This is a genomic window from Paenibacillus sp. FSL R7-0297 (assembly GCF_038009025.1).
In the GTDB taxonomy this organism is placed as follows: domain Bacteria; phylum Bacillota; class Bacilli; order Paenibacillales; family Paenibacillaceae; genus Paenibacillus_AQ.
Window position 1 is genome coordinate 7,142,657 of record NZ_JBBPAQ010000001.1, and the last position, 22,740, is coordinate 7,165,396.

19 protein-coding genes and 1 pseudogene are annotated in these 22,740 nt (G+C 52.4%); 11 read left to right on the forward strand and 9 right to left on the reverse strand.

The window, feature by feature from the left end:
- Positions 1-155: 155 nt before the first annotated feature.
- Both MKZ24_RS30905 and recQ read right to left on the reverse strand, forming a co-directional pair.
- Positions 156-2,129, reverse strand: coding sequence for a B12-binding domain-containing radical SAM protein (locus MKZ24_RS30905; RefSeq protein WP_340789627.1), 1,974 nt, complete (start codon positions 2,127-2,129; stop codon positions 156-158).
- 15 nt (positions 2,130-2,144) lie between these two features.
- The gene (gene recQ / locus MKZ24_RS30910; protein WP_042233360.1) at positions 2,145-3,971 is read right to left on the reverse strand and encodes a DNA helicase RecQ; all 1,827 of its coding nucleotides are present in this window, start codon (positions 3,969-3,971) and stop codon (positions 2,145-2,147) included.
- Positions 3,972-4,158: 187 nt separating this feature from the next.
- Here recQ and MKZ24_RS30915 point away from each other — a divergent pair, with 187 nt between their 5' ends.
- From MKZ24_RS30915 to MKZ24_RS30950, 9 genes and pseudogenes are all read left to right on the forward strand, one after another.
- Positions 4,159-5,763 (forward strand): spore germination protein, encoded by a 1,605-nt coding sequence (locus tag MKZ24_RS30915; protein ID WP_231637793.1) that lies wholly within the window; start codon positions 4,159-4,161, stop codon positions 5,761-5,763.
- A complete protein-coding gene (locus tag MKZ24_RS30920; RefSeq protein ID WP_042233357.1) occupies positions 5,756-6,853 on the forward strand; it encodes a GerAB/ArcD/ProY family transporter in 1,098 nt (365 codons plus the stop codon). Before MKZ24_RS30915 ends, MKZ24_RS30920 begins: the two co-directional genes overlap by 8 nt.
- The gene (locus MKZ24_RS30925) at positions 6,850-8,073 is read left to right on the forward strand and encodes a Ger(x)C family spore germination protein (RefSeq protein ID WP_340789631.1); all 1,224 of its coding nucleotides are present in this window, start codon (positions 6,850-6,852) and stop codon (positions 8,071-8,073) included. The genes MKZ24_RS30920 and MKZ24_RS30925 overlap by 4 nt, the downstream gene beginning before the upstream one ends.
- 37 nt (positions 8,074-8,110) lie before the next feature.
- Positions 8,111-8,305, forward strand: a complete 195-nt coding sequence (locus MKZ24_RS33200) for a CLC_0170 family protein (protein WP_042233353.1) — start codon at positions 8,111-8,113, stop codon at positions 8,303-8,305.
- 82 nt (positions 8,306-8,387) lie between these two features.
- Positions 8,388-9,440: an RluA family pseudouridine synthase gene (locus tag MKZ24_RS30930; protein WP_081956398.1), complete on the forward strand. Its 1,053-nt coding sequence runs from the start codon at positions 8,388-8,390 to the stop codon at positions 9,438-9,440.
- A gap of 138 nt (positions 9,441-9,578) precedes the next feature.
- Entirely contained in the window at positions 9,579-10,103 is a 525-nt protein-coding gene (locus MKZ24_RS30935) for a hypothetical protein (protein WP_340790253.1), read from the forward strand.
- Positions 10,104-10,126: 23 nt separating this feature from the next.
- Complete coding sequence (locus MKZ24_RS30940; RefSeq protein ID WP_042233348.1) at positions 10,127-10,522, forward strand: hypothetical protein; 396 nt, start codon at positions 10,127-10,129, stop codon at positions 10,520-10,522.
- A gap of 60 nt (positions 10,523-10,582) precedes the next feature.
- Complete coding sequence (locus MKZ24_RS30945; protein ID WP_042241755.1) at positions 10,583-11,152, forward strand: TetR-like C-terminal domain-containing protein; 570 nt, start codon at positions 10,583-10,585, stop codon at positions 11,150-11,152.
- 192 nt (positions 11,153-11,344) lie between these two features.
- Positions 11,345-12,934 (forward strand): annotated as a pseudogene (locus tag MKZ24_RS30950) (oleate hydratase); the annotation flags it as partial.
- A gap of 96 nt (positions 12,935-13,030) precedes the next feature.
- Here MKZ24_RS30950 and MKZ24_RS30955 read toward each other — a convergent pair.
- Together MKZ24_RS30955 and MKZ24_RS30960 are read right to left on the reverse strand one after the other, a co-directional pair.
- The gene (locus MKZ24_RS30955; protein ID WP_340789637.1) at positions 13,031-13,753 is read right to left on the reverse strand and encodes a DsbA family oxidoreductase; all 723 of its coding nucleotides are present in this window, start codon (positions 13,751-13,753) and stop codon (positions 13,031-13,033) included.
- Between the two features lie 372 nt (positions 13,754-14,125).
- Positions 14,126-15,409 carry a glycosyltransferase family 4 protein gene (locus MKZ24_RS30960; RefSeq protein WP_340789638.1) on the reverse strand — a complete coding sequence of 428 codons (1,284 nt, stop codon included), beginning with the start codon at positions 15,407-15,409 and terminating at the stop codon, positions 14,126-14,128.
- Between the two features lie 259 nt (positions 15,410-15,668).
- Here MKZ24_RS30960 and MKZ24_RS30965 point away from each other — a divergent pair, with 259 nt between their 5' ends.
- Complete coding sequence (locus tag MKZ24_RS30965) at positions 15,669-16,601, forward strand: glycosyltransferase family 2 protein (protein WP_042134449.1); 933 nt, start codon at positions 15,669-15,671, stop codon at positions 16,599-16,601.
- Positions 16,602-17,072: 471 nt separating this feature from the next.
- On the opposite strand, the gene MKZ24_RS30970 is transcribed toward MKZ24_RS30965, so the two are convergent.
- Together MKZ24_RS30970 and MKZ24_RS30975 are read right to left on the reverse strand one after the other, a co-directional pair.
- On the reverse strand, positions 17,073-18,788 hold the full coding sequence (locus MKZ24_RS30970) for an SGNH/GDSL hydrolase family protein (protein ID WP_340790254.1): 1,716 nt from the start codon (positions 18,786-18,788) through the stop codon (positions 17,073-17,075).
- A gap of 126 nt (positions 18,789-18,914) precedes the next feature.
- A complete protein-coding gene (locus tag MKZ24_RS30975) occupies positions 18,915-19,487 on the reverse strand; it encodes a TetR/AcrR family transcriptional regulator (protein ID WP_042233340.1) in 573 nt (190 codons plus the stop codon).
- 244 nt (positions 19,488-19,731) lie between these two features.
- Between MKZ24_RS30975 and MKZ24_RS30980 the strand changes: the two genes are divergently transcribed.
- Positions 19,732-20,847 (forward strand): FAD:protein FMN transferase, encoded by a 1,116-nt coding sequence (locus MKZ24_RS30980; RefSeq protein ID WP_340789641.1) that lies wholly within the window; start codon positions 19,732-19,734, stop codon positions 20,845-20,847.
- A 76-nt stretch (positions 20,848-20,923) separates the two neighbouring features.
- On the opposite strand, the gene MKZ24_RS30985 is transcribed toward MKZ24_RS30980, so the two are convergent.
- The 3 genes from MKZ24_RS30985 to MKZ24_RS30995 are packed head-to-tail and all read right to left on the reverse strand — an operon-like array spanning position 20,924 to position 22,654.
- Positions 20,924-21,634, reverse strand: a complete 711-nt coding sequence (locus MKZ24_RS30985; protein ID WP_340789643.1) for an HAD family hydrolase — start codon at positions 21,632-21,634, stop codon at positions 20,924-20,926.
- 22 nt (positions 21,635-21,656) lie between these two features.
- Positions 21,657-22,118, reverse strand: coding sequence for a GNAT family N-acetyltransferase (locus MKZ24_RS30990; RefSeq protein WP_340789645.1), 462 nt, complete (start codon positions 22,116-22,118; stop codon positions 21,657-21,659).
- 29 nt (positions 22,119-22,147) lie between these two features.
- Positions 22,148-22,654 (reverse strand): metallophosphoesterase family protein, encoded by a 507-nt coding sequence (locus tag MKZ24_RS30995; RefSeq protein ID WP_340789647.1) that lies wholly within the window; start codon positions 22,652-22,654, stop codon positions 22,148-22,150.
- Positions 22,655-22,740 lie beyond the last annotated feature (86 nt).

Here is a 22,740-nt window from a genome sequence, read left to right on the forward strand (position 1 = left end):
CAATCCTACCCGGTCGTATTTCTTAATGGAGGCTTGCCACTTTCTTCATATCCCATCTGCTGAAGTAGTTGAGCGCCATGAACACAGCAAAAAGCCGGAGCTTCATTGCCCCCAAGGGACAACCGTAAGCTCCGGCCATTTCAGCAGGCTTCCGTCTATATAGGCAGCGCGTAATACTGCGCCCGCTGGCTCTCATCCTGCTGATAGAGCACAATCAGCAGCGTACTGCCGCCGCTGGAACCGGGATGCGCATCCGCCACGGCCGGTACTGTGTCCCCGGCCACAGCTACTGCAGCTTGCAGCAGTGCTGCCGGAGCCACCGTAGCTGCCGTCCCGGCCGTAGTCAAGCTGCCGGACATGCCTCCTTCGGCTTTGTCGCTGCCTTCATAGCCAGCCACGGCAACCGTCGCATTCTCTGCCGCCTCACCTTCAGCACCAGCCAAGCCGTCAAAACGCAGCCCGCTGATCGAATCCAGCACCGGCGCAAGCACGAACGGCAGCACATCCAGCACGATGTACTTCTGCAATTCACGCTCGCTTAAGCCTGCCTCGGCCAGCTTGGGCGAAATCAGCTCCGGCTGCCCGGCAATCTGCTTCAGGTATTTGGCCCACTCTGACTTGCCCATCACCTCATCCCACCAGATCTTCCGCGGCTTGTACTTGTGGCCGAGGAAATAATCCAGCTTCATCAGCCCGGTGATGATGTCCATGTCCATGGAAGCCGTCCCCCGGTCCGTGAGGAAATTATGCAGCCGGGTGAACAGATCCTCGAGCTGATGCCCGATCTTCTGCCAGCCCCGCGCTTCCCAGTAGTCGCCGAATTCCTGGAAGAAATCGAACGGTGACGGGAAGACATGGCGGATCAGATACTTGACCGAATGAGCCAGGCGCTGGCTGTTCCAGTACTTCTCCAGCACATCCTCCAGCCGCTTCAGCCGGATAATGTCAGAGAACGGCATTACATGGCTGCTGAGAATTTCGTACGGCGCATGCTCCATGTACGTATAATCGTATTTGGCTGCCTGGGCGCGCAGCCCGGTGCCGCGGAGCATTTTGAGGAAACCTAGCTGCAGCTCCTCCGGCTCCATGGCGAATACATCATTGAAGGTCTTGCGGAAGGTCGAGTAATCCTCCATCGGCAGTCCGGCAATCAAATCGAGATGCTGGTCGATATTGCCGCTGGCCTTGATCTTCATTACCGTGCGGGACAGCTTCGTGAAGTTCTGGCGGCGTTTGACCAGTTCGTTGGTCTCATCATTGGTCGACTGCACACCGATCTCGAAGCGGAAAACTCCGGGCGGCGCATTCTGCGCAAGGAAATCCAGCACCTCCGGACGCATAATATCCGCTGTAATCTCGAATTGGAACACACAGCCCTGATGATTGTCGATCAGGAACTGGAACATCTCCATCGCGTAATTGCGGTTGATATTGAAGGTGCGGTCGAGGAATTTGATCACCTTGGCCCCGCCTTCAATCAGATAGAGCAGATCGGATTTCACCCGTTCAATATCGTAATAACGCACGCCTACCTCGATGCTGGACAGGCAGAACTGGCAATTGAAAGGGCACCCCCGGCTTGTCTCAAAATACACAATGCGCTTGCTGAGCTCCGGCAGATCCTCCGCGAACCGGTGGGGCGTCGGCAGGGTATTAAGGTCGCTTTTGGGCCGCGGCGGGTTGACGATCAGGTCCTCCCCCTTGCGGTAGGCAGCGCCGTATACAAAATGGTATTTATGCTCATCCCGGATCTCCTGCAGCAGATGATGGAAGGTCTCTTCCCCGTCCCCATTGACTACGAAGTCGATTCCGGCTTCCCGTTTCATCCAGTAGAGCGGCTCATAAGACACCTCCGGCCCCCCAAGTACGATCTTCACCTCCGGCATCACCTGCTTGAGAATTGAGACCAGCTTGACTGTTTCTTCGATGTTCCAGATATAACAGGAGAAGCCGATCACATCCGGCTGCTTCTGGAAAAGGTCCGACACGATATTCATCACGGGATCTTTGATGGTGTATTCCGCCAAAAGGATATCTTCGAATTCATGCTCGCTGTACGCCTTCAGAAGCCGGATCGCCAGCGATGTATGAATATATTTGGCATTTAATGTGGCCAGGATGATTCTCATGCCTTATAACCTTCTTTACATTTCATTTTGAAAAAACTCCAGGAATGCCTTACCGTATTTACGATACTTCACTTCGCCGACACCCTTCACTCTCAGCATCTCGCCTTCAGTCTGCGGGCAAACCACGCTCATCTCGCGCAGTGTCGCATCATTGAAGATGATATAGGACGGCACATGCTCGCGCCCCGCCAGCTCGCGGCGGATCAGACGCAGCTGCTCGAAGACCGTCTCGTTTACGGCCGACGGTGAATGGTCGCGCGTCCGGCTGCGGTCCCGCGTGCCGGAGGTGACCAGCGTGCGGGCCACGCGCTGGTGAACCTCACGCTGGCCGCGCAGCACCTCTGCTGCCAGCGGCTGAAGCCGCACGACCGGATACTGGCCTTCGGACAAGGCCAGATACCCCTCTGAGATCAGCACATTGATGCTCTCGGTAATCTCCTTCTCGCTGCGGCCCGACATCGCCCCGTGGGTCGGCAGCTTCTCGAAGCCGTACTGCAGCACCTTCTGGTTGCGCGAGCCCTTCAGCACCGAGGACACCAGCGCCACCCCGTAGCGTTCGCGCATACGGTGGATACAGGAGAAGATCTTCTGTGCATCCACCGTCATGTCTACCAGCTGCCGTTCATCGGTACAGGAGCTGCAGATGCCGCACGGATCGTCGTCATGATTCTCGCCGAAATAATCCAGCTGTGCACTGCGCAGACAGCGGGTGGTGTAGCAGTAATCAATCATCTGCTGCAGCTTGCGGTATTCATTGGCTTTGCGCTCTGTGTCCTGCGGATTCTGCTCAATCAGGAACTTCTGCGTCATAATATCCTGCGCACTGAAGAGCAGAATACAGTCACTCGGCTCCCCGTCGCGGCCGGCACGTCCGGCCTCCTGGACATAAGCCTCCATATTCTTCGGCATATTGTAATGAATGACATAACGAACGTTAGACTTGTCGATCCCCATCCCAAAAGCATTCGTGGCCACCATGACGCGGATATCGTCATACAGGAATCCTTCCTGGCTCTCGGCCCGTTCCTGGTCGCTCATCCCGGCATGGTAGCGGCCCGCGGCGACTCCCGTCGCCTGCAGCCGCTGATAGAGATCATCCACCTCTTTGCGGGTGGCGGCATAGACGATGCCCGGCTGATGCGAATGCTGCGCCGTGTAGTCCAGCACGAATTCGCGCTTATTCTCTCCGCGCAGCACTTGCATGGCCAGATTATCACGGCCAAGTCCAGTCATGAAGACACCCGGATCGCGCAGACGAAGCAGCCGGACCATATCCTCCATAACCTCAGGTGTAGCTGTAGCGGTGAAAGCGGCCAGGATTGGCCGCTGTGGCAGCTCCTCTACAAACGGCGACACCGCCAGATAGCTGGTGCGGAAATCATGGCCCCACTGCGATACGCAGTGCGCCTCATCGACAGCTACGCAGGAGATGGACAGACCCGCCATCTCCAGGCGGAACCAGTCCAGCTCCAGACGTTCCGGCGCCACATAGAGCAGCTTCAATTCGCCCCGGCGGGCGGCACGGATCCGGTCATTCACTTCTTTGCCGCTTAAGGTGCTGTTGATATAGGCTGCAGGAATTCCGGCGGTAGTAAGGGCGTCCACCTGATCCTTCATCAGCGAGATCAGCGGGGATACAACAAGTGTAAGTCCCGGCAGTAGCAGTGCAGGAACCTGATAGCAGATCGATTTACCGCCCCCGGTAGGCAGAATGCCCAGCGTGTCGCGGCCTTCGAGTAAGTTGTTCACAATTTTCTTCTGGCCTTCCCGGAAATCAGGATAACCGTAATATTTTTGCAGTTCAGCCTGCGCTTGTTCCATTAGTGATCCTTGCATCTTCATATCTCTTCTGACTCCTTAAGACTTTCTACCTTTAGTTTACCGGGCAACAGGGTACTTAGGCAACCGCTTGAAGCAGATATCATAGCACTCCTTTTGGGCCTGTTACATAAAATTTACATAAAAATCACGCGTTCAAGCAACACTTTATAGAAATACATTCAAATTGTACTGCTGAGGAGGCGGCCACTTGCAAGCCTGGAAAGATATATATACCTCTTATATGCACAAGCAGCAGCAAGCTTCTCCTCCAGAGCCTGACAAAAGTCCGCTTACAGGAAATCTGCAGGCCGATTTACAAGCGCTGCAGGCACGGCTCGGCGACAACGGCGACCTCGTAGTCCGCGACTTCCAGCTCTTCGGAGCTCACCAGGCCGCAATGCTCTTCTTCTCTTCACTGGTTAATATGGAGCAGGTGCGCGAGCATGTCCTTAAACCCTTAATGGCCGGGCCCTCCGGGCATCAGGATATTCCGGATTCTATTGCCGGCATGATCCATTATATCTGGAGCACAGCCGTCCAGGTAACACAAGGAACCACCACTACAGACATTTCTGTGCTGCCTGACGCGGCCGTGAAGGGTGAGCTAATTCTGCTGATAGAGGGAGTGCCCGAAGCCCTCGTACTCGATATGCGCCAGATTGACATGCGCGGCGTGGAGCAGCCGCAGACCGAGCAGGTCATCCGCGGCCCCCGTGAAGGTTACGTGGAGAAGCTGGAGAATAACCTCTCCCTGCTGCGCTACCGGCTTCAGAGCACGGATTTCCGGATCGAAATCAGCCCGATCGGAACACGTACCCAGTCGAGGGTGGCATTATGTTATATCGAGAGCATTGCCGACAGCGGGCTCGTTGCTGAAGCGATGCGCAGAATCTCAATGATTGATACCGACGGCATTCTTGATGCCGGATATATTGAGCAGTTCATCGAAGACCAGCCGCTGTCTCCGTTCCCGCAGGTACAATGCACAGAGCGGCCCGACAAGACGGTTGCCGCTCTGCTGGAAGGGCGGGTTGCCATGCTTGTCGACGGTTCTCCCTTTGCTGTGATCGTCCCTGCTCTGTTCAACCAGTTCTTTCAGACGGTAGATGATTACACAGAGCGTTTCATTATGGGCAGCCTGATCCGTATGATCCGTCTGATCGCTTTAGCCTGTTCCCTTTTTTTCCCGGCGTTCTATGTTTCTGTAATCTCGTTTAACCCCGAATTAATGCCTACAGAGTTCGCCGTGGCCATCTCGGGCGGAAGAGCCGGTGTCCCTTTCCCGGCTGTACTGGAAGTGCTGATCATGGAGGTATCCATGGAAGTGCTGCGTGAAGCCACCATCCGCCTCCCGCAAATGATCGGCGGAGCTTTATCTATTGTAGGCGTCCTTGTCATCGGCCAGGCCGCCGTGGGTGCCGGGCTGGCCAGCCCGATCACGGTCGTCATTGTCGCGCTTACGACAATCGGCTCTTTTGCCACACCGGCGTATAATGCCGCAATCGCACTGCGGATGCTTAGGTTTCCTCTAATAATACTGGCTGGGATGTTCGGCCTGTATGGTGTAATGATCGGCACGATCCTTATTGTGAATCATCTGCTGTTTCTGGAATCCTTCGGAGTTCCATACATGTCGCCTTACGTCCCGGGGAAGTGGCGTGACCTTAAGGACACTCTGGTCAGAGTTCCTCTGTGGTGGATGCGCCGCCGCCCCAGCTTCCTGCATGCCAAGGATAACACCAGGATAGCTGGCAGCGTTTCCTCCGCTTATGTAGATCAGATCCTCAGTCAGGAAGGTGAGACCGATGAGTAATTTCAGGCAGATCACAACAGCTCGGGCGGCAGCCGTCATCTGTAGCACGATTATCGGCGTAGGAATACAGAGTTTCCCCCGTTTTATGATCGCAGCAGGGGATAACAGTGGGCCTTTTATCGCGCTCACAGGTGTGATCATCTCCTTTTTAATCTACTATGTGCTTACCTCTCTATGCCAGCTTTACCCCAAAGAAACTCTGTTTGTGTTCAGCCGCCGTTTGATCGGCCGCCCGTTCGCTGTATTGTTCACTGCTGTGATTATGCTGGTGTTCGTTATACAGACGGGCCTTACCGCCCGCCAGTTCGGCGATATCGCCACAACCGTGCTCTACCGGAAGACACCCATTGAGGCCACCATTTTTCTGCTGCTGTTCGTATGCCTGCTCTCCTCCAGGCGCAATATTGTGAAATTTTCTTATATCCATGCCTTTTATTTACCGCTGATTGTCGGCTCTATCGTAATCATGATTCTGATCTCAATGGACAATATTACTTTGCTTAATCTTCAGCCTATTCTTATGCCCCTGAATCACAAGTTTTGGAAAGGGGCACAGATCGCCAGCTATTTGTTTCAGAGCTCATTCGTAATCACACTGCTGATTCCCTTTATGGTGAAGCCTAAGCAGGCCGTACGGGCAGGAGCACTGGCAATCTTCACGTCCGGTGCCATTTATCTGCTGATCGTTATCACCTCACTGGGAATATTCGGTGCTGAGGAGAGCAAGCTGCTGATCTATCCCACTTTGGAGATGGCCCGGAATGCAGCCTTTGAGCAAGGAGTCTTTGAACGGCTGGATGCCATCTTTATAGTTCTTTGGGTCATTTCCGTCTACACAACGGTCTACACTACGTATTACGTATCTGCTTACCTTATACAGAATCTGTTCGCTCTCCGCGACCAGCGTATGGCTTCCAGTGTCCTGCTCCCGGTGGTGTTTGCCATATCCATGTTTCCTACGAATGTATTTGACACTTATTATTGGTCTCTGCAGCTCGGGAATGCCGTAATGGTTCTGCTGATTGGCTATCCGCTGCTACTATGGCTTGCGCACTTGATCCGGCTTCCAAGAAAGAAGGTTCCCGCATGAGTAAATGGCTTCTTCGCAATTCTGCACTGACCCTGCTGCTGGTTTTTATCGCTCCGCTTCTGGCGGGATGCTGGGATCAGGTAGAGATTGAAGACCGCGCGCTTGTGCTTGGCCTCTCCATCGACAAGGTCAAAGCGGAAGTGGCAGAAAAAGAAGATAAGGTCACTCATATAGATAATGATTCTTTACCTGCAGAATACATCAGTGTTACGGCACAGATTGCAGTTCCCGGAAGGGTTCCTCTTGGGCCGAGCACCGGAGGCGGATCTAGTGAAGGAAGCTCAAATCCGCTATGGGTGGTACATGTATACGGCATTTCACTGGACGACGCTATGAATAATCTGCAGCAGCAAATTGCTGACCCGCGTTACCTGGTTCATTTGCGGATCATAATCATCAGCGAGGGTATCGCCCGGGGCAATTTCAAAGAGCTGAACGATTATCTAAGGCGTAATCCGGAGATCCGGCGCAGAACCTGGCTGCTTGTGTCCGAAGGGCCGGCTTCAGCATTTATGGATCTGGAGCCCCCGCTTCAACGTGTGCCTACGCTCTACATTTTGGCCATGATGGAGAAATCCGTCGCCTCCGGCAAGTTCCCCCGGGATTGTATCGGCACGTTCTGGTCAGCACATTCCGCATGGGGACAAAGTGCTTACCTTCCCTATATCGCACTCCGTGATAAAGATAATATTATGATCAAAGGCCTGGCTTATTTCAGCGGCGGAAAAATGGTCAGCAGGACCGTACCGATTGAGATCGGCGTATTCATGGCCATCCAGGGAATAGACCCCGGGGGGTACTCTGCCCTCTTCAAAACGAAGAATCTGGGAGTCGTAATGACCAAGACAAATGAACGCTTTACCCGGGTCAGGAGCCGAATCACGGAGGGCAAGCCCCATGTCTTCTATGAGATTTTTCTGGAAGGGGATTTGGATGAGCACTACAATAGTGACAAACCGGTCAATTCATCGGCCAATCTGCATGAGATTGAACGGGATTTCGAAGAAGGGATCAGCAAGCTGCTGACCGGATTGATTCAAAAAACGCAAAAGGATCATTCCGATATCTTTGGTATGGGTGAAATGATCCGAAGCAAACATCCTTCATTCTGGAAGCAGCATATCCATGGAAAAGACGATTGGGAAATGATGTACAGCACTGTGGAGGTCGATATCAAATTGTCTCTGCGCCTCCGGAGAGTCGGACTTAAAGATCAGTAAAAATCGCGAATGTACAATATTTTCACTTTAGAGAGGGTTGATCTGCATAATCCGGTTACTCACCTGTTCCTCGATCATTCTGTTTGTCTCCGCGCTGCTGATGCTGACTGTAGATTCCAGGATATATAAAGACAGAGGCTGGTTCCGGGAGAAAAAATACGCTGCTGTTATGGGATGGATCTACTGTATTCTCAGCGTATTTATTCTTATCGGGCTGATGATTTATGTCTAGTTATCCCCGCGCTCTCCGTAGTATTTCTTCACAGTGCATGGTATATTGAGGAGTACAATCTTACAGGACGGAGAATGCAGGCATGAATACAAGAAGAAATCCGAAAGAGGGTTCCAAGCGGTCCGTGAAGCCCGCAGCAGCCTCCAAGGCCCAGCCTAAATCAGGAACCAGAAATCAGGGGAACAAGACCTCTAATCATAAACCGGGAGCAAGGCCGGGAGCACCTGCCAAAACAATATCTAAAACACCAGCTCAGATAAAGTCCTATACGGTGTCCGAGCCCGCAGAGCTGCTGCCTTATCTGCTTAAGACGATTACGAACAAGGGACGGAATGCAGTCAAGTCGATGCTGTCCCGGGGACAGATATCGGTGAACGGCAAGCCGGTGACCCAGCATAATCATCAGCTCCACCCCGGCCAGACCGTGACAATTGATCAGGAGAGGCATGCAGAAGCCAAAGAAATGCTCGGCCTGACCATCGTTCATGAGGATGATGATATCATCGTCATTCAGAAGGATGCCGGACTGCTGTCGATTGCTACCGGAGAAGACAATGAACTGACAGCTTACCGCCAATTGATGGAGCATGTGCGCCTGACGAATCCGAAGAACCGCGTCTTTGTGGTACACCGGCTGGACCGTGATACCTCAGGAGTCATGATGTTTGCCAAAAGCGAGGCGATTCAGCAGTCCCTGCAGAACAGCTGGAAGGAGACCGTCAAGGAACGTTCCTACGTGGCGCTGGTGGAAGGCGCAGTCAAGAAACCGGAAGGCACTATCAGTTCATGGCTGAAGGAAACTTCAACGCTGAAGATGTACTCCAGTCCGCATGAAGGGGACGGGCTGCATGCCGTAACCCGTTATAAGCTGCTCCAGGCCAACCGCCATTTCTCCCTGCTGGAAGTGCATCTGGAGACCGGCCGTAAGAATCAGATCCGTGTGCACATGGCGGATATCGGGCATCCGATTGCCGGTGACAAGAAATACGGCGCAGAGACCAAAGCCGTAGGCCGTCTCGGACTGCATGCCCGCGTTCTCTCGTTCGCTCATCCGACTACGGGAGAAATCTTGACCTTCGAGAGTCCGATTCCAAAGACATTCCTGAAGTATACTGCACCTGCGCCGACGAACTAAACAAGCCGGCTAATTTCTTTGAAGGGCAAATGAGAGGCATTTATGCCTCTCATTTGTCATTGCAGGGATTCTTCGATTCATCCGCATTCTTTGTCACTTTTTTCTGCGTCATGGTACAATACAGAGAAACGTGAGAAGGTGCCGCTCTTGTTCCATCCTACTGTCTTTGACAATATTAAAATTGCTTTTGAGAACCAGATCTACGATTACGATAATCTGGATGGAATCCTCGTCGTGACGGATCGGTCGGATATGCTGAACCTCGCGCTGATGTCACGGGAATTCAGTCTTGCGTTCAAATTGACTGAAGGCAATAATGTAACCTCCGAAATTATACTGCAGTCTTCGGTGAAGGATCTGGGTGACGAAATTCTGGAAACAACGGGGAGCGATCCCGGCTGCACTCTTCTATTACGATTTTATATGGAGATTGACGATGTGAACGTGCAGTGTCCTGCGGCGGAGAAGATTCTGTCTACGATCTGGGGGCCGGATTTCCAGCCTGTCCAATCCCTCAGCTTCCGGTACGGTCAAGAAGGCGATACCTACAATAACTGCATAGAACTGCAGTTCAAGCGACAAATTACTGAAGAACAAATGGAAGATATTCCGAACCTTCTGAAGTTCCTGCTGCAAAGCGCCGGGGAACTGGAGGAGGTATAATTCTTAAGGCGGGTGAACTGCTTATGAACTTTCTGCCTCCTGCCCGGATAGGCCGCTGGCTCTGGTGGTATGTCAGTTATGCGCTGATTGTGTGGCTGCTGCTGATTCTGCACCGGTTCGTGCTGCTCGGCGAGGGTTTCGATCTTCTGATCTTACTGCGCTGGGCTGCTCTTGCCATCGTGCTCTCCGGCATTATTAACAGCTTCGGCTGGTATGGTGCCCGGCTGGTGTGGATATTCTCGACCGCAGGTGTTGTGCTCGGGATCAGCCTGATGTTCATGTACACTTCCCGCGATATGTCAGGCTGGGAGGATCTTGCGGGCTTTTTGTCTTTTCTCCTGTTCACGGCGGGTGGTTTCGTCCTGGGTTTGCTTGTGGAAGGCAGCCGGCTGCTTGTTCAATATTTGCGCAGACGCTGATGCCTTCTGCTGGCCGGACTCTACCCTTATACAGGTTTACAAGAGGAGCTGATGACCCTGATGTCCAATTCCTTGCTGACCAAAAATGCGCTCGCCCACTCCCTGAAAGAGCTGATGGCACATATTCCGCTGAACAAAATCTCCGTCAGGCATCTGGTTGACGACTGCGGAGTGAACCGGCAGACCTTTTATTATCATTTTCAGGATATCTTTGACCTCCTGGGCTGGATCTATAAGACTGAGGCGGTCGAGAGCATTGCCCAGTACCGCAGCTACAGCACGTGGACGGACGGCTTTCACCGGATTTTCTGCTATATCGAGAGCAATAAAGCCTTCTGCTGCAACACGCTGGACTCGCTTGGACGGACACATCTCGACGCCTACTTGTATGAAGTAACTAATGATCTGATCATGGGAGTCATTGACGAGCTGGCCACGGGAATGGATATCAGGCTGGAGGATAAGCAATTTATCGCTAACTTCTATACGCTGGCCTTCACCGGGCTTGTGATTCAGTGGATGCGCGACGGCATGAAGGATCAGCCGAAGCATGTGATTGAGAAGCTCAGTGTGCTGATCGAGGGAAATTTCCTGAAGGCGCTGCATAAATATGAACAGGCGACGTCGTAACCCTCCGGGCTGCTTACCCGGGTAAGCAGCGAAGCCAAAGCCCCACATTGTGGGGTTTTTTTCTGTCCAAAAACTATACACTTTGCACGATATGACCAAATTTCATACACTCGCGGACTTTTGATGATACCTTCCACAGCGGCGCTATATTACACTCGGTTCAGGTACAGCAATCAAGCAAACCTATGGAGGCGACAATCAGTGAAAAAAGAGTACGGTAACGAACAGGTGTATTTTGTCGGCGGCGGAATTGCATCACTTGCGGGTGCGGCATACCTCGTCAGAGACTGTGGTTTTCCCGGACAGAACATTCACATTATTGAAGAGATGAAGATCCTCGGCGGCAGCAATGACGGCTCAGGCAATGAGGAGCACGGCTATGTGATCCGGGGCGGCCGGATGCTGAACGACGAAACCTATGAGAACCTATGGGAACTTCTAAATACGATTCCATCGATTGACCAGCCGGGGCTGACGCTGCGGGAAGAAATCACCCAGTTCGATGATGCCAATCCCACCCGCTCCAAGGCGCGCCTGGTCGACAGCAAGGGTGAGATTCAGGACGTCAATTCAATGGGCTTCGATATGGCTGACCGCCTGGCCCTCGGCAAGCTGATCATTACTCCGGAGGCCAAAATGGGCAAAGCGCGGATTAATGACTGGTTCGGGCCGCATTTCTTCACCACCAACTTCTGGTATATGTGGGCGACTACCTTCGCCTTCCAGCCTTGGCATAGTGCGGTTGAGCTGAAACGGTATATGATCCGCTTCATTCATGAATTCCCGAGAATTCAGACGCTCGAAGGCGTAACCCGCACCCCTTACAATCAATATGATTCGATTATTCTGCCGCTGCACCAGTACTTGGAACCGTTTGGCGTAGATTTCACGTTAAAATGTACGGTAACCGATCTGGAATTCAAAGAAGGCGACGGCATTACCGTTACGAAAATGAAGGTCTCCCGCCAAGGCGTGGAAGACGTGATCGAGGTAAACGAAGGCGACCGTGTCATTATCACCAACGGCTCGATGACCGAAGGCTCCAGCCTCGGATCGATGACCTCCGCACCCCGCCTGAACGGCAAGGGCAGCTCCTGGAAGCTGTGGGAGAATATCGCCGCCAAGAAGCAGGGTCTCGGCAATCCTTCGTCCTTCGACGATCATGTGGACGAGTCCAAATGGGAATCCTTCACGGTTACCTTCCAGGACTCGAAGTTCTTCGACCTCATGGAAGACTTCACCCGCAACCGTGCCGGCACTGGGGCACTAGTGACCTTCAAGGATTCCAGCTGGCTGATGTCCGTTGTATTGGCCTTCCAGCCGCATTTCCGCAACCAGCCGGAGCATGTCAAAGTATTCTGGGGTTACGGACTGTATCCGGATAAGGTCGGTGATTATGTCCACAAGAAAATGTGTGACTGTACCGGCGAAGAGATCATGCAGGAGCTGATTGGCCATCTCCATTTCGAAGCGCATAAGGAAGAGATCTTGGCCACAGCGAACTGCATTCCATGCATGATGCCTTATATCACTTCCCAGTTTATGCCACGGCTGAACAGCGACCGGCCGCAGGTTGTACCTGAAGGCTCCACTAACCTGGCCTTTGTCGGCCAATACTGTGAAATCCCGGATGATGTGGTCTTCACGGAAGAATATTCCGTCAGGGCGGCCCGAATCGCTGTCTACACACTGTTCGGCATGGGCCGTCCGGTTGAGCCGATTAAGGAATACCAGCATGATGTGCGCACGCTGTTATCGAGCCTTGTGACTTCGTTCAGATAGTACTGTTATATGGCCCGAAATAGGTAAAAGAAATACCCCGCTGCATGGAGAAAATCCATACAGCGGGGTATTTGTGTGTAGTCTGCCTAAACGGAATCAGATGCTGCAGGAGCCATCATCACAGCCGTCAGCATCCTCTGCCTTCGCCTGTGGCTTGCCGACTACCTGGAGCACAGGGGTATTCTGCTCTTCGGCCCAGACGGTATCCAGGACTTCGGTGAATACCGGACCCGGCTGCGCGCCGGACACCGCGTATTTGTTGTTAAAGACGAAGAACGGCACGCCGGTGATATTCAGCAGCCGGGCTGCATCAATATCTGCATTCACCTGATCAGCATAAGCGTCACTCTCCAGCACCGCAGCCGTTTCAGCCTGATCCAAGCCGACTTCAGCGGCCAGCTCAGCCAGTACCTTGCGGTCACCGAGGTTCAGCGAGTCAGTGAAATACGCGCGCAGCAGCCGTTCGGTCATTTGCTGGGCTTTACCCTTTGTAGCCGCGAAATGGCTTAAGCGGTGACCGTCAAACGTATTGGTCGACTGGACCGTATCAAAGTTGAACTCAAGACCCACACCCTGCGCTTGTTCGGCAAGCTGTGCGTTCGTAGCTTTAGCCTTGTCACGGGTCATGCCATATTTGGCAGCCAGAATGTCGTGAATATCTCTCGTTTCGTCGGTGCGCGCATTCGGATCGAGCTGGAAGCTGCGGAATACGACCTCCACTTTGTCACGGTCCGGGAACTGGCTCAGGGCGTGCTCCAGCCGTCTTTTGCCGATATAACAGAACGGGCAGGCATAATCGGACCATATATCTATTCTCATGGGAATTCCTCCTGAAATGTATTGGATGTAACGCTGTACTACAATTGACGAGTCTTACATGTCACTTACTATTATATAGTTAAAAACCGAAAATTACAAACAAACTTTCTGCCATCCGCAGATTGGATGCTTGCTTACGGCGGGTCTGTTGATATATGCGGCAGCTATCCCAAAATTGCCCCGTTCCGCAACAAGCTGCTGTATGCCTGTATAGCCGCCATCGGCTTCTATGCAGGCATACAGCAGCTATCGGCTTCTATGTAGTCGCAGAGCATCAGATCTGCAACGGGTTCGCCAATTAGAGGAGTGACCATCGGCCGTATTCCAGCAGCCGCGGCCTCAGTCACAACGGCACAACAATAAGACAGCGGTTTACAAGGGAGACGTTAACTCTGGAGCATACCCGTCACCAAAGAGCGGTGCGGACGGATCAAGCCCTAAGCTCTCCTGAAGCAGATTGTAGAGTCTGGCTCCGATAATCTCTTCCGAATAATCAGAGCGGACAATCTGCAGCGCTGCTGCCCCCATCTCCCGGCACAGTTCAGGATTGCCGAGCAGCTGATCCAGGGATGCAGCAAGTTTAGCCGGATCAAGCCCTTCAGCGAGCAGTCCGCTCTCCCCGTGGCGTACCAGACCTCTGACCCCCATCACATTAAAAGCAACGGTTGGAAGACCGCAGGCCCCCGCTTCCAGGATAACCAGCGGCAATCCTTCATACCGCGAAGGCAGCACAAACAGCTCAGAGACGCTGTAATAGCTGGCCAGCATATCCTTGTTGCGGATTGTACCGAGCATGATGAAGCGGTCCTCCAGCCCCTTGGCCCGGATCATATTCTTCAGATTCTGTTCATCCGGACCGCCGCCGGCAACCAATATTCTAAGGTCAGGGTACTGCTTCAGCTGCTCCATGGCCTGCACCAGCAGCGAATGGCCTTTCTGATGCTCAAACAGCCGTCCAACGGTAATAATATATCTGCAGCCGGGGTCCAGCCCCAACGCAGCTATTGCTTCATCCTTATCCCGCTGGTAAAAGATCGCCGAATTCACGAAATTCGGCAGCAGCCGGATCCGCCCCTCCAGATGCGGAAAGTGGCGCACCATGCTGTTCTGCTCATCTTCGTTAAGCGTAGTCATGAATGCTGCCTTATGAAGCGTATGCTTCTTGATCGGCAGAATCCACTTATGGATGCTGCCCCCGTGGTAAGCGGCAATGATCGGGATGCTCAGCTTCTTCGCAGCGGCAGCCAGCCGCTCAAACCGTCCGGAAGCATATTCCTGGGCATAAATCAGGCTGATTCCGTCTCCCCGCAGAATATCACACAGGTCTCTCTGAATCGTGGATATATATTGTGATACGAATTTGCCGATCGGTGTCCGGTGGGACAAGGGAATGACGGAATACCATTTATACAGCATGCCCACCGGGATAAACTTAATCGTACAATCCACGATTCCGTGCTGATAGGTGCGGACCTCACTCCCAATCCTGGTGAAATTATAAATGGTCGTGCGGATCCCCTTGGTTTGCAGAAGACGCGCATAGTCGAAAGAAAAATCGTTATGATACGAATGTACATATTCCTCTTCACTGAGACCCAGACCCTTTACGAAGAAATCTTCAAAGTAATTGGTATGCATAAAGATCCCGACATGCATAACGTCCCCTCCTAAAATTTTTTCACACCCTGTATAACTCGAACAGAGCTCATTTCGGAAGCATCCGCTTAGGTTTTGAAAGCATATACATTCTGAAATTAATTCTATTATAAGCGCAACTGTACTAAATAAAAGTAAACCAAAGTGGTATATACGGCCTACAAAAGGGGGAGTAAAATTAGATCAACACGTACTTTCGGTGCATTGTAATCTAAAATTAAAGCGGACGGTCTAGGACGTCCCGGGAGGAGTCAGCGGTATGCATGATCTGTCTATAGTAATTCCTACACGCAACCGGATCAGCGATCTGACCCTGTGCATTGAATCCATCGGCAGGCAGACAGAGCTGGAGGATGTTTCAATTGAACTGCTGATTGTGGATGACGGCGAGATTGAGGAGAAAGTGCTGGAGTATTTCCGCAAGGTACTGGGCCGTATGCCTCAAGCCGAGCTGCGCTATTACCGCAAAACCAAACCCGGCGTCTGGCTCTCCCGCTATGAAGCCCTGGGTCTTATCGACGGTGAAATTCTGCTCAGCTTCGATGACGATGCCGAGCTGGATGATCCGCTCTACATCCGCCGGATGCTGGACACTTACGCTTCGGACCCGTCCATTGCCGGAGTTGGCGGCATCGCCAAGGGCCTTTCCAGCAGCAAGTCCGGCAAACTGCTCGGCAGGCTGACCTGCCAGATGTCGGCTTCACCCGGCCGGCTGTCGGCAAGCACACTGGCAGGCTCCCTGCTGCTGTGGGGGGAGACCGAGAATATTTTTGAGACGGATTTCTTCCATGGCTGCAATATGTCCTTCCGGACGTCGGCGCTGCAGGATATGAAGCCTTACCCCTGGATGACCAGCTATGCGGTGGCTGACGATATCTATATGTGCCATCTGGCCAGCAGATACGGCAAGCTTGTCATCAACCCGGAGATGAAGATCATGCATCATGAATCTCCCAGCTCCCGCGACAAGGCTGGCCGGGTGGCCCGGGCTACTGCAGTAAATCATTATTATTTGCTTAATCTGCGCAAGGCACCGGTGAAGAATTATGCCGCTTTGCTGTGGACACTGACCTATTTAACCGGCAAAGCTACCCTCAAGCGGAATTTCAATGCCGTCTCGGGCTATGCCAGCGGAATTCTCTTCGTACTGAACCCCCGTAAGGATAAATACAGGGAATTTATGCTGGACTAGCAGCGCCAGATTTAACCTGTATAGATTGAACTAAAGATTCCCCCATTTAAGCGAGGAAGTAGCTGCGGTGAATGAATTGTACCGCTGTTCGCGGTGGGAATCCGGTGACAAAGGCGTCCGCTATCGCTCTTACAGTTCCAAAATCCCCTACGTACCTTTGCAGTGAACGGAATATGGGATATCCGGCATGCTTAATTGTACTTTATACAACTAAATCGTCTAATTTACACCCCATTCTCCGTTTAGTTGTATTTCGTACAATTAAAATGCCGGTTGTAGAGGGTTCTGTCCGATTCGGGCGGATTTAGTTGTACAAACTGCAGTTATAAGAAGGCAGCAACCCTTTTCGCAGGTTTTAATTGTACATAATACAACTATCACTCAATTTCCACATGGACTGAATACATAAGTCGCTGCATTGTCTGAATGAACTCGCTTCTTCAGTCCTGTTGTATGCTGGTTCTTAAACCATCAAGCAGTATAACCGAAGCCCAGTACCGTAAAGCATTTGTCCTTATCTTCCGGCGCCATGCGGATCTCAATGACATGCTCCTGACTCTGCTCATTCTGGTACAGAATGACCGGATTACAGTGCGTCCAGCTGTTCACATGCGGATCAGCAGTCAGTACAAGGCTGCCATCGACGAAGATATCTGCTCTGCCAAAATCAGGGCTGCCCGAATCCTTGTATACGAGGATCAGATTGCTGCTGGTGATGGTCAGCCTGAAGCCTTCCTCACCGGATGCTGCCGTATGCTGCCAGTTATGCGGAAATTCCGGGGTGCCGAAGGGATCGGCATCCAGCTCTACCCGCTGCAAATCCGTGTCGGTTGCCCTGAAGCCGCCAGCTTCCACCCGGACATCGCTGAGATCGCTCAGGCTCTTGCGGTCTAGCAGCCGTATATTCGCGTAATCATTTCCGAGAACCGGCCGTTTAGCGGTTGTAATATCCTCTTCGTCCCGGAGCGACCGGCAGGTCTCGGAGAATAAATAACCCAGACAGTCAGCCATAACCCGGTGCCCGTCATTCGCAGGATGATAAATATCGTAGAAAAATTGCCGTTTCGATATGACATTCCCCTCAGTCTTGCTCAAACGGAACTGTCCGGTTACCGCATCTTTGATGCTGACCATCGGGAGGTTATAGTGCCTGCCCACAGGAGCGAGCCGTTCCTGAAGGTTCCAGTCATTCACAAACACACTGAACAGCAGAATCACGGCAGGCCGGGCCGGATCAGACAGAATTTTTAGACAAAGGCTCTCGAAGCAATTGCCCTTCGTTTCATCGCCCTCGTCATTCACTGCAAATTCCACCACCACAATATCCGGCGTTACCGCACCCTCCCGCAGAATATCTCTTTCATAACGGATCACTCCAAGCTCAGAAGGCGTCCCGCCCACTCCGGCTTTCACATAATGGATATTCTCTCCACCGTCCTTACCGAACAGCTCCTTGAACTGCAAATAAGACTGGTAGGCATAACAACCGGTGTGGATCGGCTTAGCCCCTGCACCTTGGGTGATGGACCCTCCAATATAAGCAATAGTGACATCCTCACCCTCAATTGCTTTGTCTATAGCTGTTCTGAGCCGGTAATTATTGCCCGAATGCAGCAGAGATTTAGCAATCATTGCGCGGTATTCGAGCGAACCGAAGGCAACCGGAGCTTCCATTGCAACTTCAGGCGCAGTATAGCCGTCATTCAAATAGAAAATAATACTCGCCGTTGCCAGCTCTCCTTCACGGCTAAATTCAAAAGCGAATTTACCGGGACTTATATCGTCCCCGGACCACATGGCCTCCTCCAGCTTCAGCAATACCTCCGTCCCGTCCCCCGGACAGGGGACACGCAGCTGCGTTCCTGTCTCATACTTGCTGCTTCCGCCCCAGTTCTGCATAAGAAAGGAGACCTTTCCCCCTTCACTGCCTGTCCCGGTCTTCACGGACACCCCGATGCTATGCACCAGCTCACGGAACCCGGCCCAGGTGGTCAGAAGCGCCAGCATCCCCTCATCCGTAATCCCGCCTATGTATCTTGCCTTATCCGTCAGATAATTGCCTTCCAGATACACTTCCTGGGATGGACTGCCCTCCGCTCTGGCTGTCGCCTCTATCGCTGTTTCGAACATTACGAAGAAGCCGCCTCTTCTGTCCTCCGGATCTTTGGGTGCCGCCGGACCTTCCATTCTGCCGCCGGTAGAATCATTGTTATTGCCCTTCACTTGGATCAGCCTCGCTTTCCGGTATATATGAAGACGCTCTCATTATAGACGTGGGGCGGACTCCCCTCATCCGGGAAAAGCCCACCCACACTATAGCAGAATCCCCGTCGAAATGAACAGGATCATATGCTCTTTAATCTTGTTTTTGTCCAGCGGCTCATGGGATTTGTTCCATTCCGTGGTGAGCGCCAGGTACATTCGCAGAATCATAAATGCCGCAACACTGGAATCGCAGGGCTTCACTTCACCGCTGCCGATGGCTTCCTCAATCTGCTGTTTCAAGAAATCAAGCGCGTATGCCTCCATCCGCTTAACCCCTTCCAGCGCCTGGGCTGTCCCGATGTCCCGCACCTCCTGGGCTAGCTTCACAAATAGCTCATGATCGGACCGGAATTCCAGAATGGAGTCCAGCAGATTAAGCAAGTTATGCACAAAGGTCGTTTGTTCCGCCGCTACACGGTTCATCACAGACATTAATTCCTGCGAAGCCTTGTCCAGAATTTCCTCAAACAGCTCTTCTTTGGTTTTGAAAAAAGTATAGATCGTGCCTTTGCCCACATTGGCGATTCTGGATACCTGATCCATAGTCGTAGCTTTATAGCCAAATTGTACAAAGGACAGGGTCGCTGCCTGCAGGATCAACGCCTTGCGGTCAATGGACATAGGTAAAACCCCCTTCTTCCTGTACGACCATAAATTGACTAAATTTTATTTTTGGTCACCAAGTCACAATCAATTTATCATGTCACCGGCAAGAAGACAACTTTTTGATAAAAGTTTCAATCCGCTTCCGTTCTGCAAGCTGCTCTTCTGCACAAAATGTCATGAAATTAGTATCCCTTGCCATTCTTTCTGGGGTATGATAATAAAGATGTGATCAAGAAACTAACTTTATGGATGGTGGAATATGTTTAAGAACAAGAAATCTGGCGTTATTCTGGCTGCTCTCGTCATTGTTATCGTCGCAGCTGTGGGCATCTGGCTATTGGTGGGCAACAATGGAAAAGACAGCACGACTACTGAACCCCCCGGCGGTGCAACGGTCACGAAGGATGGCGATACGAAGTCCCTGGAACAGACGTTTTATATTTATGATACGGTCGTGAATATCAAGGTCTTCGGTAATACTGTAGAGCAGAAGAATATGGATGATATTCAGGCGATGCTGGAACGGATGGACATCGAGTTCAGCCGCACCAAGGAGAATGGGGAATTATACGCTGTGAATCAGGCAGCCGGTAAAGAAGCCGTAGCCGTATCCGACGAAACGCTGGATATCGTGAAGCTTTCCCTCAAATATGCCGAAGAAATGGACGGGCTATATGATCCGACTGTTGGACCGCTCGTTGACCTCTGGGCAATCGGTGAAGGCGGAGAGCATGTTCCCGATCAGGCAGCGATTGATAAAGCCCGCAGCCTGACCAATTACAAGGATGTTATTGTGGATGATGCCGCGAAGACGGTCAAGCTGGCCAAAGAAGGCATGGTACTGGATATGGGCGGGATCGGCAAAGGGTATGCCGCTGACCGGATCGCCGACTACCTCAAGGCGCAAGGCTTGGACAGTGCGATGATCAATCTCGGCGGCAGCAGTATTATTGCGCTTGGCAACAAGCCGAACGGCTCGCCTTGGAATATCGGCCTGCAGGACCCCGATCAGAGCCGAGGTACCCAGCTGGGTACCATCAAAATCTCGGACGAGGTTATTGACGCATCCGGGGTATACGAACGCTTCTTCATGCAGGACGGTGTGCGTTACCATCATATTCTTGACCCGCGTACGGGCTTCCCTTCCCAGAACGGCCTGAAGAGCATTACCATTATGAGTCCAAGCGCAACAGATGCGGATGCCTTGTCTACCGGTGTATTCCTGATGGGCCTCGAAGACGGTATGAAATATCTTGAAGCACTCCCGGAGAAGATCGATGCCTTCTTCATCACAGACGACAATAAGATTCATGCCACCTCTTCGCTGAGAGAACGGCTGAATCTGACCGATCCTACTTACAGCTTCGCTGATTAATACCGCGCAGTGATGGATGTACAGCATCATATGTAAGCAGAAAAGGTGCCTTCCTTTGGGGGAGGGCACCTTTTTGTCATACCAGCGGCAGCTCGCTGAACTCCTTATAATTGGTGAAAATATAGCTTGGCGTGTGATCCCCACCCGGCTGCCGGCCGCGCGGGTTGTACCAGCATACCTTCCAGCCTGCCGCAAGCGCACCAACCACATCGTTAGCCCATGTATCGCCTACATAGAGGCTGTTCTCAGGTGCAGTTCCCGTCATCTTATTGACATGGGCGAAGATGGCCGGGTCGGGCTTAGCCAGACCCACAGCATCCGAGATGAAGATCATCTCCGGCGGAATGATCTTATCTATACCCAGCCCGCGCAGCTTGCCCATCTGATGCCTCAGCGGTCCGTTGGTGATAATGCCTACCGGATGACCCAGGGCAATGAAGCGATTAAGCTGCTCTGCCACGCCTTCGATCATCTCGATCGTGTACTGGCGGGCAATATAGGAGGCCTGAACTCTGGCTGCCTGCTCCCGGTTCAAGGGCAGGCCATATTCGGCAAAAGCCAGCTCCAGCCGCATCACCCGGGTCTCCTCCAGTTCAAGCTCCCCGCGCAGATATTTCGGCCACAGCAGGTCACTGTGATGCCGTACGGTGTAGAACAGCTCCGCATAATCCAGCTTGTCTTCATCTGGCGCCAGCACCTCGCGCACCGCTTCCCGGAAAGGCACCAAATGGTCGTACAACGTATCATCCAGATCAAAAAACACGGCCAGCTTATTGCTTGTCTCCACGTAAACTCCCCTAACTATATCTTTAGAAATATAAATGATAAGTGAAAAAGCTATCATCCCGGATGTAGCCTTGGGCTTCATACAGACGCTGTGCGCCGGTATTATGCGTCATCGTTGAAAGCGTCAGTCCCTTCGCACCAGTACCCTGCGCAAATCCGCGCACGCCTTCAAGCAGCAGTGAGCCAAGTCCATGCCCGCGCTGCTCCGACGTCACAAACAGATCGTTCAGAATCCATACGGGCTGAACTGTAATGGAGGAGAAGGAAGGGTACAGCTGCGCCATTCCATACGTCCGCTTGTCCGCACCCTCACCGGCTGCTGCTATAAAAATTACAGATTCCTCATTGGACAGCCTCTCCTTCAGAAATTCCCGTGCTGCTTCCAGGTCAGAGGTTTGGCCGTAATAGCTGCGATATTCATCGAATAGTGGAGCAAGCTCCTCCACATCCTCAAGCCCTGCCCGTTCAAAACGAAATTTCAACACAGCTCTTCCCTCCTTCTCCCCTGTTTCCTTTATTCCTTGAAGTCATAAAAGACATGACGGGCCGTGATTTTACCGTCTTCAATGTCCATCAGGCCGAAGGAATACTGCTTCTCCCGGCGCTTGTCCGTAGGTGATCCGGGGTTGAACAGCAGAATACCGTTCTCCCGGCGCATCAGCGGCTGATGGGAATGGCCGAAGAGAATACAGTCCACCTCCTGGCCTTCAAAGGCCAGCAGCGCATTTCCATCCGTCCCCTTGCGGGAATACGGCGCATGTCCGTGAATCATTCCTATACGCATGCCCTCCAGCGTAACGATCTTGCTCTCGCCGAAGCGCTGAATGATCTCATATCCATCGTTATTGCCGGCAATTCCCTCTACCGGAGCAAGCCCGGCCAGCAGATCGTAGATCTCCAGCGATACCCAATCGCCCAGATGCAGAATCATATCCACCTTGCTGAATTCTTCCATAAGCACGGAGGGCAGTCCCTTGGCCCTGCTTGAGAGATGTGTATCCGATACTACTCCAATCTTCATCTGCTTCAGCTCCTAATTCTTATAGTCCTCCTGCCGGCACCCCGGTAAATTTCCATCCTAATTCCAAGTGTTCAAAGATGACCCGA

Excerpts from the sequence above, each read along its gene's own strand:
- MKZ24_RS30905 (WP_340789627.1), bottom strand. The coding sequence starts at position 2,129 with ATGAGAATCATCCTGGCCACATTAAATGCCAAATATATTCATACATCG.
- recQ (WP_042233360.1), bottom strand. The coding sequence starts at position 3,971 with ATGAAGATGCAAGGATCACTAATGGAACAAGCGCAGGCTGAACTGCAA.
- MKZ24_RS30920 (WP_042233357.1), top strand. The coding sequence starts at position 5,756 with ATGAGTAATTTCAGGCAGATCACAACAGCTCGGGCGGCAGCCGTCATC.
- MKZ24_RS30925 (WP_340789631.1), top strand. The coding sequence starts at position 6,850 with ATGAGTAAATGGCTTCTTCGCAATTCTGCACTGACCCTGCTGCTGGTT.
- MKZ24_RS30930 (WP_081956398.1), top strand. The coding sequence starts at position 8,388 with ATGAATACAAGAAGAAATCCGAAAGAGGGTTCCAAGCGGTCCGTGAAG.
- MKZ24_RS30940 (WP_042233348.1), top strand. The coding sequence starts at position 10,127 with ATGAACTTTCTGCCTCCTGCCCGGATAGGCCGCTGGCTCTGGTGGTAT.
- MKZ24_RS30945 (WP_042241755.1), top strand. The coding sequence starts at position 10,583 with ATGTCCAATTCCTTGCTGACCAAAAATGCGCTCGCCCACTCCCTGAAA.
- MKZ24_RS30955 (WP_340789637.1), bottom strand. The coding sequence starts at position 13,753 with ATGAGAATAGATATATGGTCCGATTATGCCTGCCCGTTCTGTTATATC.
- MKZ24_RS30960 (WP_340789638.1), bottom strand. The coding sequence starts at position 15,409 with ATGCATGTCGGGATCTTTATGCATACCAATTACTTTGAAGATTTCTTC.
- MKZ24_RS30965 (WP_042134449.1), top strand. The coding sequence starts at position 15,669 with ATGCATGATCTGTCTATAGTAATTCCTACACGCAACCGGATCAGCGAT.
- MKZ24_RS30970 (WP_340790254.1), bottom strand. The coding sequence starts at position 18,788 with ATGGAAGGTCCGGCGGCACCCAAAGATCCGGAGGACAGAAGAGGCGGC.
- MKZ24_RS30975 (WP_042233340.1), bottom strand. The coding sequence starts at position 19,487 with ATGTCCATTGACCGCAAGGCGTTGATCCTGCAGGCAGCGACCCTGTCC.
- MKZ24_RS30980 (WP_340789641.1), top strand. The coding sequence starts at position 19,732 with ATGTTTAAGAACAAGAAATCTGGCGTTATTCTGGCTGCTCTCGTCATT.
- MKZ24_RS30995 (WP_340789647.1), bottom strand. The coding sequence starts at position 22,654 with ATGAAGATTGGAGTAGTATCGGATACACATCTCTCAAGCAGGGCCAAG.